At 40.9% G+C, this 16536-nt stretch carries 16 protein-coding genes; 4 read left to right on the forward strand and 12 right to left on the reverse strand.

Annotation, left to right across the window (positions count from 1 at the left end):
• Positions 1–86 precede the first annotated feature (86 nt).
• The 7 genes from D1B33_RS12730 to D1B33_RS12760 form a co-directional block, all read right to left on the reverse strand.
• Positions 87–1013, reverse strand: a complete 927-nt coding sequence (locus D1B33_RS12730; protein WP_118876783.1) for a DUF1002 domain-containing protein — start codon at positions 1011–1013, stop codon at positions 87–89.
• Positions 1014–1191: 178 nt separating this feature from the next.
• Positions 1192–2046, reverse strand: coding sequence for a CvfB family protein (locus D1B33_RS12735; protein WP_118876784.1), 855 nt, complete (start codon positions 2044–2046; stop codon positions 1192–1194).
• Between the two features lie 35 nt (positions 2047–2081).
• The gene (gene mntR, locus D1B33_RS12740) at positions 2082–2492 is read right to left on the reverse strand and encodes a transcriptional regulator MntR (protein WP_118876785.1); all 411 of its coding nucleotides are present in this window, start codon (positions 2490–2492) and stop codon (positions 2082–2084) included.
• 158 nt (positions 2493–2650) lie between these two features.
• Positions 2651–3406: an exodeoxyribonuclease III gene (locus D1B33_RS12745; RefSeq protein ID WP_118876786.1), complete on the reverse strand. Its 756-nt coding sequence runs from the start codon at positions 3404–3406 to the stop codon at positions 2651–2653.
• Positions 3407–3654: 248 nt separating this feature from the next.
• The gene (murB, locus tag D1B33_RS12750; RefSeq protein WP_118876787.1) at positions 3655–4575 is read right to left on the reverse strand and encodes a UDP-N-acetylmuramate dehydrogenase; all 921 of its coding nucleotides are present in this window, start codon (positions 4573–4575) and stop codon (positions 3655–3657) included.
• Between the two features lie 231 nt (positions 4576–4806).
• A complete protein-coding gene (locus D1B33_RS12755; RefSeq protein WP_118876788.1) occupies positions 4807–5445 on the reverse strand; it encodes an FMN-dependent NADH-azoreductase in 639 nt (212 codons plus the stop codon).
• 122 nt (positions 5446–5567) lie between these two features.
• Positions 5568–6272 carry a DsbA family oxidoreductase gene (locus D1B33_RS12760; RefSeq protein WP_118876789.1) on the reverse strand — a complete coding sequence of 235 codons (705 nt, stop codon included), beginning with the start codon at positions 6270–6272 and terminating at the stop codon, positions 5568–5570.
• A 127-nt stretch (positions 6273–6399) separates the two neighbouring features.
• Between D1B33_RS12760 and D1B33_RS12765 the strand changes: the two genes are divergently transcribed.
• The gene (locus D1B33_RS12765; RefSeq protein ID WP_118876790.1) at positions 6400–7782 is read left to right on the forward strand and encodes an FAD-dependent oxidoreductase; all 1383 of its coding nucleotides are present in this window, start codon (positions 6400–6402) and stop codon (positions 7780–7782) included.
• A gap of 394 nt (positions 7783–8176) precedes the next feature.
• On the opposite strand, the gene D1B33_RS12770 is transcribed toward D1B33_RS12765, so the two are convergent.
• The 3 genes from D1B33_RS12770 to D1B33_RS12785 all read right to left on the reverse strand — a co-directional run bounded on the left by D1B33_RS12770 (position 8177) and on the right by D1B33_RS12785 (position 11799).
• Complete coding sequence (locus D1B33_RS12770) at positions 8177–9103, reverse strand: manganese-dependent inorganic pyrophosphatase (RefSeq protein ID WP_118876791.1); 927 nt, start codon at positions 9101–9103, stop codon at positions 8177–8179.
• Positions 9104–9456: 353 nt separating this feature from the next.
• Positions 9457–10314, reverse strand: a complete 858-nt coding sequence (locus D1B33_RS12780) for a MurR/RpiR family transcriptional regulator (protein ID WP_118876793.1) — start codon at positions 10312–10314, stop codon at positions 9457–9459.
• A 255-nt stretch (positions 10315–10569) separates the two neighbouring features.
• Positions 10570–11799, reverse strand: a complete 1230-nt coding sequence (locus D1B33_RS12785) for an MFS transporter (RefSeq protein ID WP_118876794.1) — start codon at positions 11797–11799, stop codon at positions 10570–10572.
• Between the two features lie 196 nt (positions 11800–11995).
• On the opposite strand from D1B33_RS12785, the gene thrC reads away from it, so the two are divergent.
• From thrC to D1B33_RS12800, 3 genes are all read left to right on the forward strand, one after another.
• Positions 11996–13048, forward strand: coding sequence for a threonine synthase (thrC, locus tag D1B33_RS12790; RefSeq protein WP_118876795.1), 1053 nt, complete (start codon positions 11996–11998; stop codon positions 13046–13048).
• Positions 13045–13959, forward strand: a complete 915-nt coding sequence (gene thrB / locus D1B33_RS12795) for a homoserine kinase (RefSeq protein WP_118876796.1) — start codon at positions 13045–13047, stop codon at positions 13957–13959. The genes thrC and thrB overlap by 4 nt, the downstream gene beginning before the upstream one ends.
• A gap of 159 nt (positions 13960–14118) precedes the next feature.
• Positions 14119–14760, forward strand: a complete 642-nt coding sequence (locus D1B33_RS12800; protein ID WP_118876797.1) for an NAD(P)-dependent oxidoreductase — start codon at positions 14119–14121, stop codon at positions 14758–14760.
• 118 nt (positions 14761–14878) lie between these two features.
• On the opposite strand, the gene zupT is transcribed toward D1B33_RS12800, so the two are convergent.
• Both zupT and D1B33_RS12810 read right to left on the reverse strand, forming a co-directional pair.
• Complete coding sequence (gene zupT, locus D1B33_RS12805) at positions 14879–15697, reverse strand: zinc transporter ZupT (protein WP_118876798.1); 819 nt, start codon at positions 15695–15697, stop codon at positions 14879–14881.
• A 163-nt stretch (positions 15698–15860) separates the two neighbouring features.
• Positions 15861–16484, reverse strand: coding sequence for a phosphatase PAP2 family protein (locus D1B33_RS12810; RefSeq protein WP_118876799.1), 624 nt, complete (start codon positions 16482–16484; stop codon positions 15861–15863).
• Positions 16485–16536: the final 52 nt, after the last annotated feature.

Genomic DNA, 16536 nt, shown 5'->3' on the forward strand with positions numbered 1-16536 from the left:
CTTAATCCCTCCCTTTCCTTTCTCTAGAATATCACAATTCGGAAAATTGAAGGAATTGGTTTGCTTACTTATTTTCCAATATTGCGTTATTTAAACCAAGAAGAAATCGTATCAATCAAGTTATTAAAGAAGTTCTTTACACCATTCCAGAAACCTTCATCCTGAAGTAAATCGCCATATTCCTCTTGAAACTTTGTTGTCAGATCACTTAGCTGATCGGATAACTTTGAAAAATCAATGTCAAGTTGGCTAATTCGATTCATCAAATCGACCAACATCTGGCGATCCTGTTCGCTTAGCTGAATATTTAATTGTGCGAGCTGATCTTGTACTATTTGTTCCACTTCTTCTTTTGTTGCCGGATTTAATTCAGCAATTTGCTGCTTAATGCCCGTCAATAATTCTGCGATTTGCTCATCGCTAACATTCGCGTTTTCGGCAATTTGTGTGGCAACGGAAAGTTCATCATTTGCTACATCCGTTCTCTCCGTATCTAAAGTTTCACCCGTTTTCGCTTCATATGCTTTATAAATTCCAACAAGAGCAGAGTGGCCAGTTACCGGTTTAGGTGCCGCGATTTCAACCGTTGCATCTTCAATCCCCGCAGTCAGCATGGCATTGGCATACATTTCCGAAGTTACTTGCGTGATGTTTTCCGGCGTTACAATACTAATAATGAGTCCTTCTCCTGCTTCTTCGCGCGTAATTTTTGCTGAAGAATACATTCTGGAACTTGGGTTGCTGTCGCTAATATATTTTACTAAGTCTTGACCGGATACAGTAATTTCATCCACTTCCGGTTCTTGATCTACTTGAAGAGCTACTTTGACCGTTGCTTTTTCTTCATCTGTTAAGTTTGCCCCGTAAACAACGATTGGAACACCCAATTTTTCATTTATGGCATTCTGAGTACTGCCACTTGAATCATTCGTAGCGGCATATGCATTTACCGGAACCATTACGGCAACGAGTAACATCAGCACCGCTACTATGGATAACCATTTTTGTTTCATTGCTTTTTTCCCCTTTCAAACATCCCTGTAATTGGTTGTTCACCAATTAGTACGTAAAATCATACAAAAGGTTCCATTTGTATCTTCCCGTGATTTTCGACGTCCTAACATTTTTCTTTATAAACAAAGCTGTGACAAGTAAAATTCATCGTCACAGCTCTCTGGGTTTGTTAGTTGCTTATATCAATTCGGTCCAACCGTCAACTTGCTTTACTTTTCTTTCTTTCATTAGCGTACCAAGCGCTCTTTTAAACGAACCTTTACTCATTTGGAACATCTCCGAAATTTCTTCCGGAGTGGATTTATCGCCAAACGGCATTTTCCCTCCAACGCTCTGCAAATAAGCCAGAACTTTCTCCGCATCTTGTCCAAGCCGTTCATGCTTTCGAGGAAGCAACGAGCCATTTAAAGTGCCATCTTCTTTAACGGCAATAATTCGTACCTCGACTTCCTGGCCGAGTCTCGGTTCTTCCGCCATCTCAGTATTGTGGACAAAAATCCGGTAAGGAATTTCCGTGCCAAGCAAGAAGGAACCTACAGGCAAAAGGCGATATGGACGGGCTTTTAGATTTTTATTGTGCATTTCATCAAATGCACCTTCATAAAGTTCGTTAACTTTTTCTTCTGTTGCCAAGCGACCGAACAGGTCACCATTGCGATCTGTTCGGAGCGTCATATAAAGATGGTCCCCAACTTCCGGCCATACACTTTTCAACGGCGGCAGATCTTCCGCTTTCACCAAAACTTCCCTTGATGATCCGATATCGACAAATGCGCCCTCATTTGTAACTTTTAGAACGCGGGCCCAACCGTATTCGCCTTGCAGAATGGCAGGAATTGCAGTAGTTGCTTGCAGGTTCCCGCGGCGATCTGTATAAAGAAAAACATTTATACGATCTCCTGGCGTCAATGCAGTTTGAACATCAGAACGGTTCAAAGGAATTTCTGAACGTCCATCCGTCAATACCCATTTTGAACCTTGCTCCTCTAATACCGTTAATTCAACAACTTGACCTGATTGTAATTCGCTCAAATTTTGTCTTTCCTTTCCTGAACATTGCTTTTTGCTTATTGTTCCTTCATTTCCGCAAGTTTTTTCACTAATTCTTTATCTTCTTCTAAAACTTGTACCAAGTCTGCTATACGATCGATTGAATTCCAGCTTAAATGGTGCTCAATCCCTTCAACATCCTCATATATTCGCCCTTCATCAACACCGATAAGCCGTAAAAACTGCTCCAGCAATTCATGCCTTTTCACAAGACGCTTACCTAGTTTTTCGCCCTTCGATGTTAAAGTGAGTCCTCTATATTTTTCATATACCAAATAACCGTCTTTATCTAATTTTTGCACCATTTTTGTAACGGAGGAAGGAAGTACAGATAAGGCTTCCGCTATGTCAGACACCCTCGCATATCCTTTTGTTTCGATTAATAAATAAATTTGTTCGATATGATCCTCCATACTAGGTGTTGGCATAACAAGTCTCCTCACTTTCAAATATCACTTTAATTTTACTACAACACTCCCAAAAAGGTAACTTAAAACCATATTACGAAAAACTAGGAATTCAGTGGAGTGATGCACTACATTATCCACTGGCTATGCAGGTTGATTGGAGACTTTATAAGTGGTGTCTATAAATCGATTTCCAATAAAATCGGGCAATGGTCGCTGCCTAATATATGGGCATGGATATCCGTATCGCGAACATAGTCAACCAAACGGTCGGAGACGATAAAATAATCGATTCTCCAGCCAATATTCCGTTCACGGACTTTATTCATATAACTCCACCAAGTAAAAGCATCTACTTTATCCGGGTTAAAGTGGCGGAAAGTATCCGTAAAGCCGGAATGAAGCAACTTTGTCATTTTGCCCCGTTCTTCGTAAGTAAAGCCTGAATTTCCAATATTCGTTTTTGGATTTTTTAAATCAATCGTTTCATGGGCCACATTTAGGTCTCCGCAATAGATGACCGGTTTAAGCCCATCCAGCTCCTTTAAATAGTGCAGCAGCTGATCTTCCCATAGCAATCGTTTGGGCAACCGCGCTAAATCCCGCTGGGCGTTTGGAACATACACATTTACCAAATAAAAGGAATCATATTCGAGTGTAATGATTCGGCCTTCTGATTCACTTTCTTCTTCCCCTATGCCATATTTTACCGCTAGGGGTTTATGCTTTGTAAATATAGCCGTTCCTGAATACCCTTTTTTCTCCGCATAATTCCAGTATTGATGATAACCTTCAAGCAGCAATTCAATTTGGCCCGCTTGGCATTTTGTTTCTTGAATACAGAAAAAATCTGCATCCATTTCTTTGAAATAATCCAAAAATCCTTTTTTCACGCAAGCACGTATTCCATTGACATTCCATGATATAAATTTCATTTTTTACCCTCTCTATGTATAAAGAAAAGCGCAAGCGCCCTGGTTAGCCCCGCGCCGAAGAAAACGAAACGTCGTGTTGCATCGTCGGCATGACTCACATCGTGTGAGCCTCAAGCGCTGGAAGGCCCGAATCGCGAAGCTTTTTCAGCTTTCGACCGAGGACAGACCGCGACTCAGAACGGGCTGGGCGCTAGAGCTAGTCATGATAAAGAAAAGCGCCCTTCATTTGAGAGGCGCTTTTCAAACCTTTAATTTGTTGCATCTTCACCGACAATTTTCACTTCGAGTTCAAGTTCTACATCAAATTTCTCTTTAACCACGCGCTGCACCATTTCGATGGTTTGGATATAGTCTGTTGCCGTTGCATTTCCCTTGTTCACTATAAAGCCTGCATGCTTCGTAGAAACTTCGGCACCGCCTACACCTTTCCCCTGCAGCCCGCTATCCTGAATTAATTTACCTGCAAAATATCCTGGCGGACGTTTAAACACGCTTCCCGCAGAAGGATATTCCAACGGCTGTTTTGATTCGCGCTGGTAGGTTAAATCTGCTACTTTTTCATCTATGTCTTGCTGATTTCCTTTTGCCAGCTGGAAGTTCGAAGAAAGAACAAGATAGCCTTTTTGCGCGATAATGCTTTTGCGATAGCCTAACTCAAGTTCTTCTTTCGACAGAACAATTCTTTCCCCTTCTTTTGTCAACACCGTACAATCGATAATAATGTCTTTAATCTCCCCGCCATATGCTCCGGCATTCATGGCCATTGCACCGCCTACCGACCCCGGTATGCCGCATGCAAATTCAAAACCCGTTAAACTGGAAGCCTGCGCACAACGGGATACATCTTTAATAAGCGCACCGCTTTGTGCATAAATTTTATCTCCCTCACGACGGATTTCATCCAATTTTGCAAAGGAGATGACTATTCCGCGAACACCTCCATCCCGCACTACCATATTCGATCCATTTCCCAACATCAACATAGGTACGTGATGGTCATGGGCATATTTAATAACCGCTGCCGCCTCTTCTTCTGTTTCGGGGAGGACAAGCACATCTGCACTGCCCCCAAGTTTTGTCATTGTATATATTTTTAATGATTCATTGATTTTAATATTGCTAGGGTTCACTACTTGGGCTAAGTCTTCCGCCCATTTCTGAATTGTCATAAAAGCATTTCCTTTCTAACGTCATACTCTTTATTAGTATGGGTAATTTTAAGCTTTTTGACAAGTGATACATTGCCCTATTTTAGCAAGGTTGTTCCATAATTCCGCTTCAAACCTGAAAGGGCCGTACAGTGTATTATTTTATGAATGAACGTTGGGTTATATTCACTTTGAGAAAGCAGAAAACCCCAACTCGAACATTCTCGTGTTGGGATTTTCATTATCTTATTCTTATGCTTTTACAGTAGCTAATTTTTGAGCAGAAGCTTTAACGCGCTCTAACCCTTCTGCAATAATTTCTTCTGCACGGTTCGGTTCTGCGTTATGTCCTTCGATGATTACTTCATCTAAAAGTTGCATACCCGCTACGCCGCCAAATACGTTTTTAACGTAGTTAACTGCCATTTCCATTGGTTGTGCTTCCGGCGATGAGTAGTTGCCGCCGCGAGCGTTCAATACAACGAACTTTTTGTCTGTCATTAATTGAACTGGTTGCCCTTCTTCAGTGTATTTAAAGAAGAATCCTGCAGAGTAAACATAATCAATGAAAGTGTGCAATTTAGCAGGGATTGTCAAGTTCCATAATGGGAATGCAAGCACCACTACTTCCGCAGCTGCAATAGCATCCATTGCTTTTTGTTTAGCAGCCAAAAGACGCGCTTCAAGATCCGTTAACTCTTCACCATTTTGTGTTTTACCGAATGCATTGAATACGTCTTGTCCGAAATAAGGAGTATCTTCTTCGAATACATCATAAGTTGTAATATTAAGGCCTTCTACTTTTTTCGCCTCTTCTACATAAGTTTCATACATTTTAGTAGAAACTCCATCTGGTCTGTTGTTTGCTTTAATTACTAATACGTTTGTCATTATATATTTTAACTCCCTTTTTACTCTAACATTTTATATCTTGAAATCGAGATATAAATCTATTTTAATGAAGTTGGACTATGATTTCAAGAGTAGATGGCTCGTACTTTTGACCGAAATTCTTATATGTCGCACTGCCCATCTGCACAAACTGAGCCTTCATCTCCAACCATCTTTAATGCTGGCTTTAATCCGGCTTCTTTGGCAGCTTTCTCAATTGTTTGGTTAAAGAGCGGCTGCGGCTGCGCACCCGAAATGCCATACTTTTGGTCGATGACAAAGAATGGCACGCCTCTTACACCCAAAGCTTGTGCCTGGGCAATATCTTCTTCTACCTCTTTGGCATATTGGTCGCTCGCTAAAATTTCTTGTGCTTCATTCGCATCCAGTCCAACTTCTTTTACCAAATCCAATAAAACCTCTTTTTTCCCGATGGCGCCGCCTTCCAGGAAGTAGCATTGCAGCAAGCGTTCACTAAGCTCTGCTCCCTTTCCTTTCGTCTCGGCCCATTTTGCCAATCGATGTGCAGCTGAGGTATTGGCTTCTTTCATGATATCGAAATTGTAATTTAGCCCAACTTCTTTTGCCCGTTCTGCCACGTTATTCGTCATGCCTTTTGCTTGTTCTTCTGACATATTATACTTTTTAGCCAATGAAGCAATTACCGATTGTTCTGAATCTACAGGGGTTGTTGGGTCCAGCAAAAAGCTTTTTAATTCTACCTCGATTTGACCCTCGTAACCTGACTCACTGATTGCTTTTTCCAATTGGCGTTTACCGATATAACAAAACGGGCAGACGTAATCTGACCATACTTCTACTTTCATTGTCACTCCTCCTTTTTTTCAATTGTATGGCTGAAAGCATCTTCCTACAATAAATGTGCTCACGTACTGAATATTGTCTTTCTATTTTAGCAATACTTTTAAAAAATGAGTATAACTGGGGGCAATTATGCAAAATTCATTATGGTTAAAAGATCTGGAAAATGCGATGGCATTTCCTACTTTAGATACTTCTGTAGATTGTGATGTTTGTATTGTTGGAGGAGGACTTTCAGGTATCTATACCGCCTACCTGCTTGCAAAAAAGGGATTGAAAGTTGTGTTGCTTGAGGCGAAACCTTCCTTTGCCATTGGCACAACCGGCCACTCTACAGGTAAATTAACTCCTCAGCACGGAGTAGTTTTTTCAAAGCTAATCAAAAATTTTTCAATCGATGAAGTGGCAACTTATTATCAAGCAAATAAAAAGGCGATAGAATCCGCTTTACAAGTCGCCTCAAAAGATACCTTCCAAAAAGTGGATTCTTATTTGTATGCAACGACAATTTCTGGACTGCAAACAATTGAAAACGAACTGTATGCCTATAAAGAGGCGAATATTGCCGGTTATGGAACAAAAGAAACCGAACTTCCCTTTGATATAACTGGTGCTCTTAAAATGGAAGACACTGCTCAAATTCACCCTCCAAAGTTTGCGGCACATTTCGTAAATCTTGCCTTAAAAGAAGGCGCCGCTCTTTATACGAATACCCGTGTAACAAAGGTAGAAATTGATGAAAAATTTGTTTTGACGGATTACGATGTAAAAGTCTCTTATAAAAAATTGGTTTTATGTACGCACTATCCCATTGAATCAATCAAAGGACTAATTACAACCAAACTATCAATTGACCGCTCTTATCTTCTTGCATCCCCTACGAAAGAATTATGGAAGGGGCAATATCTTTCGGTTGAAAACGCGAGCCGGACAATCCGTACCGGTCTTGTATCGGATGCGCCTTATTTCATCTATGGCGGCGGCAGCCACATAGCTGGGGAAGTGGAAGAGACACAAACGTATTATGAAGAACTTAAAGAAGAAATGATGTCAACATTCAATTTGGAGGAGCCATCCTTCATGTGGAGTGCCCAGGATCCAAATACACCCGATAAGATTCCATACATCGGAGTGATTTCGGATGATACGCCAGATCTTTATATCGCTACCGGCTATCGTAAATGGGGTCTTTCGAATTCGCTCGTGGCAGGTGAAATCATTTCATGCAGCATTACACATGAAAATCATCCAGCAGCCAAGCTATACTCGCCTACACGCGATCAATTCGGAAAAAATCTTTTAAGGGGGCTAAGCACGATTGGATTTGTCACTGCCAATTTAGCGGAAGGCTATTTAACGCGAACAGAGGCACCAAAGTGTACACATTTGGGATGCAAGACCCGCTGGAATGATGGAGATGAAACATGGGATTGCCCTTGTCACGGTTCCCGTTACGATAAAAACGGAAATGTCATCGAAGGGCCGGCAGTCTATCCTCTAAAATTAAAAAAGTAGGATGAACTTTTGCGCCAGGTTCCCACGAGAGAATAGCGGCAGTGGAATTGGATGGTATGGGAATTTCTATTGGACTACTTTAGTGCTGGTTGGTGTTAAACGGGCTTTTAGACAGCTGCTATTCGACTGTTTTGGTGCTGTTTGTCGTTAAATGGGCTTTTAGACAGCTGCTATTCGACCGTTTTGATGCTGTTTGCCGTTAAACGGGTTTTTAGACGACTTCTATTCGACTGTTTTGATGCTGTTTGCCGTTAAACGGGCTTTTAGACGGTTTCTATTAGACTGTTTTGGCACCAATCTCAGTTAAACGGGTTTATAGAACATGGCAATTCATCCGCTGGCATAAATGAAAAAAGTACAATTCACAACGAATTGTACTTTTTTCCATTTCGTATTATTGCAATCCTTCAGTCAATACCGGGATAATTTGTTTTTTGCGTGAAACGACACCTGGCAGCTCAACTACATGATCCGCTAATTCTTTGCCGAAGCTTCGCGCCGCTTCCTCTGCTACGCTACCTACGACAATTGCCGTTGAGTCATTATTTAAAATGTCTGTTACCACAAAGAAGTATAAATTCAAGCCATTATCCGCTACATACTCATTAATTAAGTTTAATAGCTCATCCTTGCGACCCAATACATCATTTACATCTACTGCATTCACTTGAGCAATAACCGCTTTTGCTTCGCCAAATGTAAATTCTTTTGCATCTAGAGATAGCAAGTCTTCCAAAGATTTGTCTGAAAGATCCGCGCCGGCTTTCAACATAGCCAGTCCATATTCGTCTGCATTAACGCCCGCGATTTCAGCAAGTTCTTTTCCTGCTTTTACATCTTGTTCCGTGCAAGTAGGAGATTTGAATAACAATGTATCCGAAACAATTGCGGATAACATTAAGCCTGCGATATTTGCAGGAATTTCAACGTTATTTTCTTTGAAAATTTTATTTAAAATCGTAGCTGTACATCCAACTGGTTCTGCACGGTAGTAAAGCGGATCAGAAGTCTCGAAGTTCGCAATACGGTGGTGATCGATTACTTCAGTAACTTTTACTAATTCAATACCGTCTGCGGATTGCTGTCTTTCGTTGTGGTCTACCAAAATAACGTCAGCCGCTTCCTCCGCTACATTGCCAATTAAGCGTGGTGCTTCAAAGCCGAACTTGTCCAATGCGAATTGTGTTTCATTATTTACTTCACCTAAACGGACTGCTTCTGCATCTACACCTAATTGCTGTTTTAAATAGGCATATACAATTGCGGAAGTAATTGTGTCTGTATCTGGACTTTTATGTCCAAAAACCAATACTTTGCTCATAAAATGGGCCTCCTATAATATTCAATAATTTCGACATTAATTTTATCATACAAACGAACGAATAGAAAAAGGAACTTATCTAATAATCCTGTAAATTCCTTTTTCTCCGCTTTCCTGTTTGCGAACGCTAGTCGATTGAGCAATGGAGCTTGCGAGCCGCCTCCACCTTTCCTGTTGTCCAGCTCCGGCGGCTAGCTCCTCGAGCGTTTCGACTCTTCCGACGAAGGCAAAGAGCGCCTTCTTGTCAGAGTCTCCAATGCTTGTCGGAGCTGGCAAGCCGCCTCCGCTTTTATATCAAAAAAGCGTATTCGTAAATGCCCCCGCAATTTACGAATACGCTCTCGTTGGATTATTTAGATATATTGGGCTTTTTCCAGGTATGGGAAGTTGCTTTCTATGTTTGCATTGGTTTTCTGGAAATTTATATAATGCTTTCTGTTTTGAGCGAGCATGCCTTCTACCAAAGCATGGATCAAGGAGTGGGCGGCGGTGATTGTTTCCGCTGACGCTGTCTTTTGAGTACCTACTGTAAACAGTATATCTGCATAATCTCGTAACGGTGAAATGCTTGAATGTGTAATTGCAATGACTTTCACATTTTTATCTTTCGCTAATTTTGAAATTGTGATTGTATCTTCTTGCAGATGTTCCAGTGCAATCACAAATAGTAAAGAATTTTCGTCCATGTGGCTGATTTGCTGAACGATACTTTCCACATCGTGCTGGATTTGCTTTACATGTTTTCGGTAGTTGCTTAATGTGCAAGTTAAAAAACTTGCTGATGGAGATGATTGTCTGAACCCTAAAACAAATAAAGAACTGCTTTCATGCATCAATTTTACTGCATGTTCAAATTGCTCTTCACCGATAATATTCATTGTATTCAGAATACTTGTAACATCTCGGTTCATGACATCAATGAGAAGGTTCACCTGTTTCTTGGAGATTAATGGATGTGGACGGTCTTTTTTCGTTTCCCCGGCCCCCATCAAATCTTGCTTGATTTTTTCTTGAAGCTCAGAAAATCCTGATAACTCCATCGCATAACAAAATCGGATTACGGTCGATTCACTAACCCCTATTAGCTTTCCAACGTCAGAAGCAATATGAGTCGCTATCACATTTGGATTATCAATTACAAATTGTGCTACTTTTCGCTGTCCTCTCGACAAACGGATAAATCGCTTCTTTATCTGATCGCAATAGCTCATTCCTAGCTCCCCCAATTCTATAATAAATGTATACAAAATAATTTGATAATTGATATTAACACTAATATAAATTGAATACAATGAGTTTTCAGAAAAAACTTCAACACGTTAGAACAAAAAAGTCGAAAATTTGTCAAAATGCTAGAAATTTCGACAAACATGCAAAATTAGATAAGAAGCTCATAATTTTCTTTTCGACAAAGTAAAAAAAGACTCAAGCTGGGTCCCATCCCAACTTGAATCATGTATTTGTTTTTATTCCAATTCTATTTGTTTCGTCTCTTTTCCCAAGAGCAATACGGAGAAAGCCCCGATGATTATAGAAACGCAGAAGATGCCAAAAATATAGCCAATGTCATACTCAGCCTTTAATAAATAGCCAACTAAAAGCGGTCCAAGAATGCCCCCTATTCGTCCAACTGCCGCGGCCATTCCTGCACCAGTCCCTCTAATGACTGTTGGGTATTGTTCGGGTGTATAAGCATATAGCGCACCCCATGCTCCTAAATTAAAGAAAGAAAGCAAAATGCCCGCCCCCAACAATACGGAAACCGACTCTGCATTCCCGAAAACAAATGCACTGACTGCAGTTCCGATTAAATACGTGATCAATACAAACTTTCTTCCCCACTTTTCAATGAACCAAGCTGCCGTAAAGTATCCCGGAAGCTGAGCAAGCGTCATAATGAGTACATACTTAAAGCTCGTAATTAAATCAAAGCCCTTTCCGACCATCACACTTGGCAGCCAAAGGAACATCCCATAATACGAAAATACGACCGTAAACCAAAGAATCCATAGCATCAAGGTAGCCCGGGAGTATTTCTTTTGCCAAACCCCTGCTATATTTTTCATGATTGACCTGTTTTTCGCCTCCGGTTTTGCTGAGAATTGCGGTGAATCAGGCAAATGCATTCTTATATATACTGCATAAAATGCCGGGATTGCCGTCAAGATGAGCGCAACACGCCAACCTTCAATCGGCCAGATATCAGATGGGATGACAAAATAAGAGATAAGCGCTGCAATCAGCCAACCCCCAGCCCAGAAACTTTCCAGAAGAACGACCACTCTTCCGCGTTCCTTTGCTTCCACACTTTCGGATACCAAAGTTGAAGCGACCGGCAGCTCTCCGCCGAGCCCCATTCCAACAAAGAATCTCAAGATTAAAAATACAGCCAATGTCGTTGTAATGGCAGATAAGCCGCTCGCAATTGAGAATAAAATCAATGTCCACATAAAGATTTTCTTTCTTCCCACTTTGTCTGCCAGCACACCAAATACCAATGCACCAACCGCCATTCCGATCGAGTTGACGCTTCCTATCCACCCCATTTGGGAAGACGTTAAATTCCAATCTACCGCTAGTGCAGCGATTACAAAAGATAAAATCCCCACATCCATCGCATCGAACATCCATCCAACACCAGCGACACCTAAGAGCTTTTTGCGCGATATATCTGAAGTCTTTTGTTTTTTACTCATCAACTCTACTCCTGTCTTTACACTTGTAATTTCACTACTAACAATACTATTAATTTAGTTTGTTGACAAGGCAAAATTTATATGTATATTCTGTTAATTTAGCAAATGCTATTGAAATATAAGACAAATTTGCGTAAAATGTCTCTTATATACAAACAACTGTTCATCTCGTGAGAACAAAAGGAGCTAATCTGTTATGTGGAAAGGTCTTATCGAAGAATATAAAGAATTTTTACCTGTTAATGAAAATACACCTGCTCTTACTTTGAATGAAGGAAATACCCCTTTGATTCATTTAGTAAACCTGTCAAAAGAATTAGGCATTGAATTATACGGAAAAATCGAAGGTGCCAATCCAACAGGTTCTTTTAAAGATCGCGGAATGGTTTTTGCTGTCGCAAAAGCAATTGAAGATGGCGCAAAATGCGTGATTTGTGCATCTACAGGAAATACTTCCGCTGCAGCCTCTGCATATGCTGCACGTGCAGGAATTCAATCGATCGTTGTCATTCCAAAAGGAAAGGTGGCACTTGGCAAATTAGCGCAAGCATGTATGTATGGTGCGAAAATTATCGAAATTGATGGGAATTTTGATGATGCCCTTGCCATCGTTCGCCAAGTTAGCGAAACAACTCCAGTCAAACTGGTAAACTCTGTCAATCCATATCGAATCGAAGGCCAAAAAACGGCTGCCTTCGAAATTGTCGATAGTTTAGGACAAGCTCCTGATTATTTATGTATTCCAGTAGGAAATGCCGGGAACATTACAGCATACTGGAAAGGGTTTATAGAATATAACGAAGCAAAAAATACAGGCTTGCCAAAAATGTATGGTTTCGAAGCGGAAGGTGCAGCAGCTATCGTCAAAGGTGAACCGATTGCCAATCCTGAAACAGTGGCTACAGCGATTCGAATCGGGAATCCTGCAAGCTGGAAATTGGCGGAAGCGGCTCGTGATGAGTCCGGCGGTATCATTGATTCAGTGACGGATGAGGAGATCCTGGCAGCTTACCAACTAATCGCCCGCACAGAAGGCGTTTTCGTTGAACCAGGTTCTGCCGCTTCTTTAGCCGGTGTTATTAAGTCTGTTAATAGCGGCAAAATTGAAAAAGGCAGCCGTGTTGTAACAGTATTTACGGGCAACGGATTAAAAGACCCGGATACTGCCATGAATGTATCAAAAGTAGACTTAGTATCACTTCAAAATGATGAAGAAGAAATTCGAAAATACATCGAGGGAATTCTATGAGCAAAAAATGGCAAATCACTGTCCCTGGAAGCACTGCTAACTTAGGACCTGGATTTGATTCCATTGGACTTAGTTTGTCCTTATATTTAGAACTAACCGTGACATTAGCAGATCAATGGGAAATCATACATGTTTCAGAACATCTTCCGCAAGATTTCAAAATTGAAGATCACTTAATTTTCACCATTGCCAAAGAAACTGCGGAACGCTATCAAAAAAGCTTGCCTCCCTGCCGTATCGAAATGCGAAGCGAGTTGCCATTTGCACGGGGCTTGGGCAGCAGTGCAGCAGCTATCGTAGCTGCAATTGAGCTAGCAAACCTTGTTTGTGATTTGAATTTAACGACACAAGATAAGTTGAATCTCTCTTCACAAATTGAAGGGCATCCAGACAATGCCACTGCTTCCGTTTTAGGCGGCCTAACCATTTCCCAGATGGACGAAGAGGGAAATGTCGATACCATTCATGTACAAGATTTAGACGCTTCTTTTGTTGTTTTTATCCCGCATGTTGAGTTAAAAACATCTGAAGCCCGCAAAGTTTTGCCTGAACAGTTTGATCGGGGATATGCCGTTCGTGCAAGTGCCAACGCAAATATGTTGGCGGCTTCATTCGTTTTAAAAGATTATGAACGAATCGGCCGTTACATGGAGTCGGATTTATTTCATGAACCGTTTCGCTCCAAGCTCATTCCTCAGTTTGATGAAATACATTGTGCTGCAAAAGAAGCAGGCGCCTATGGTACGGCCCTTAGCGGAGCAGGTCCAACCGTTATTTCCATCATTCCGAATAACTTGGGAGAAGCGTTTGTATCAAAGATGAAAGTGCGCTTCCCTTCTCATGAGATTCTTTTGACAAAAACAGACCATAAAGGAGTTTCGGTTACGGCAGTGCCAAATATCCTTACTTAATATCAACGATTAATATAGATGTCCAATAGTTCATATACATAACTATTGGACATCTTTTTTTGTCCAAAATTTTAGAAAGGTTTTGGTTTCATCCTAAACTTTCCAGGGGATAAACATCATGGGGAAGGTTTATTAAGTCGACAGAAAAGGGGTATGTAAATGAAAATTGGGATTATTGGCGCAACCGGAAAAGCCGGCAATAACATTCTAGTCGAAGCAAGACTGAGACATCATGATGTCACAGCCATCGTACGCAACCGTGAGAAAATTACACATAACCATGTTGATATAATTGAAAAAGAAGTTTTTGATTTGACACGTGAAGATTTAGAACAATTTGATGTTGTGGTGAATGCATTTGGCTCGCACCCAGGAGAAGAACATTTGCACGTGGAATTTGGCCGTTTTCTGATTTCCCTATTGGAAGGAAGCCAAACGAAGTTATTTGTAGTCGGAGGAGCAGGAAGCCTTTGGATTAATGATGATACTCAGTTAATCGATACCCCGGACTTTCCGGAACAATTCAAGGAAGTGGCAAGCCAGCAATCTCAAAATTTAATGGATTTGCAAAACTCCTCCATCAACTGGACGTTTTTAAGTCCAGCTGCCATGTTCGATGCCGATGGTCCAAGAACTGGCCATTATTCTATCGGCAAAGACCGTCTATTATTAAACTCCCAAGAAATTAGTTATGTTAGCTACGCAGATTATGCGGTAGCCGTATTAGATGAAATTGAAAACCCGAAACATGTAAACGAACGATTTACGGTTGCTTCCGAAAATGCAACAAGCAGTTCATAATACCAATAAAAAATGCCCTTAGAGCTTTCATGGCTTTAAGGGCATTTTATTCGAGTAATCGCAGAAACAAGTTGTGGCGTTATTGCTTTAGCGGCTAGCTGGGCGCTTGCGCTTTTCTTTAAGCCAGTAACAACAAGCTTAATGCCATTACGGCCATGCCGGCAACCAATCCGTAAATCGACAGGTGGGTTTCATCGTATTTTTGAGCGGCCGGCAACAGTTCATCCAAGGAGATAAATACCATAATCCCTGCTACAGCCGCAAATATCATACCGAACATTGTATCCGTCAAGAATGGCATCAAAATCAAATAAGCAACCACTGCTCCCACTGGCTCAGCCAATCCAGACAAGAATGAGAGCTTAAAGGCTTTTTTGCGAATGCCCGTTGCAAAAAAGATGGGAATGGCGACTGCAATGCCTTCCGGAATATTGTGTATGGCTACCGCAATGGCAATCGCAATACCGACATTGGGATCTTGAATGGCAGACATAAATGTGGCAATCCCTTCCGGAAAATTATGAATCGCAATGGCGAGAGCCGTGAAAATACCCATTTTCATTAATTTATCTTCATCGATTTTATGCCCACCTAATTCTGCTTCATGGACATCCTCTACTGTCTTTACTTCATGAGGATTATTTTTTTGGGGTATAAAACGGTCAATTAGCGCAATAAAGATTATCCCTGCAAAAAAGCCAATGACAGTCAGCCAATATCCTTGCGTTTCATCGGTGGCCGCTATCAGGGACGCTTTTGCCTTCACAAAAATTTCAACCAGAGAGACATAAATCATAACACCTGCAGAAAAGCCCAATGCAACAGAAAGAAACTTTTTATTCGTTCGTGAAGTAAAAAATGCAATCAAAGCCCCTACTCCGGTAGCCAAGCCCGCAAACAGCGTTAAACCTAAAGCCAAAAGTACATTACCTTCCATTTAGTTTTAGTCTCCTCTTTTATTTTAATAGTAGTATTATATACCTGAAAGTTTCCTTTGTACAACTTTTTTAGCTAGAGTTATATATTGTGCACTTGGAAAACTTCTTCCAATCATTGAATAGGCACTTGCACCTTTGCCTGAATGAACAAAAAAATAACACCTAATCTAAGGCGTTATTCTTTAACTTATTAAATTTCCGCTTTCTTTGTTCATACCAAAATACAGAAATCATAAACCATGTGTACCCTATACTCCAGCCGGCAATTACATCAGTTGCAAAGTGGCGGCTTTCCGCGATGCGAGATAACCCGGTCAGGAGGGCTAATATAATGGCAACAATCCAAATGAGCAACGCTTTTTTGTTACTCTCCAATACCTCGGACAACAAATAAGCAATTGTAAATAAATAAAGCAAGGACAACATGGCATGGCCCGACGGAAAACTAAATGAAGCCAATTGTTCGGCAATGTCAGGTCTTGGGCGATCGATCCAATTCTTTAGGAATTGATTCAATACCCTTCCCATTGCCAATGTTAATAAAACCAAAACCATGGCACGATAATTCCGTTGTCCCAGCCATAAAATCACCAATAAAATTAACCCTACGGCAATTATCACTGTTGTATCCCCTATGTAGTGGAAAGCAATCAAAAAAGAATTGCCGCCAAGTAATTCATCAAAAAATCCGTCAATCTTTCTTCCAAGCGAAGTTTCATAACTAAATAAGCATACTAGAAAAATCAAGAGAGTAACGCAAGCCAATACATAGTTCCATGCCTTCAATACAGATTCCACCTTATTGTTTATTCTAAACCCCATGCCATCTTACCATACA

The sequence above is a fragment of the Ureibacillus yapensis genome, from assembly GCF_003515775.1.
GTDB classification, from domain to species: domain Bacteria; phylum Bacillota; class Bacilli; order Bacillales_A; family Planococcaceae; genus Ureibacillus; species Ureibacillus yapensis.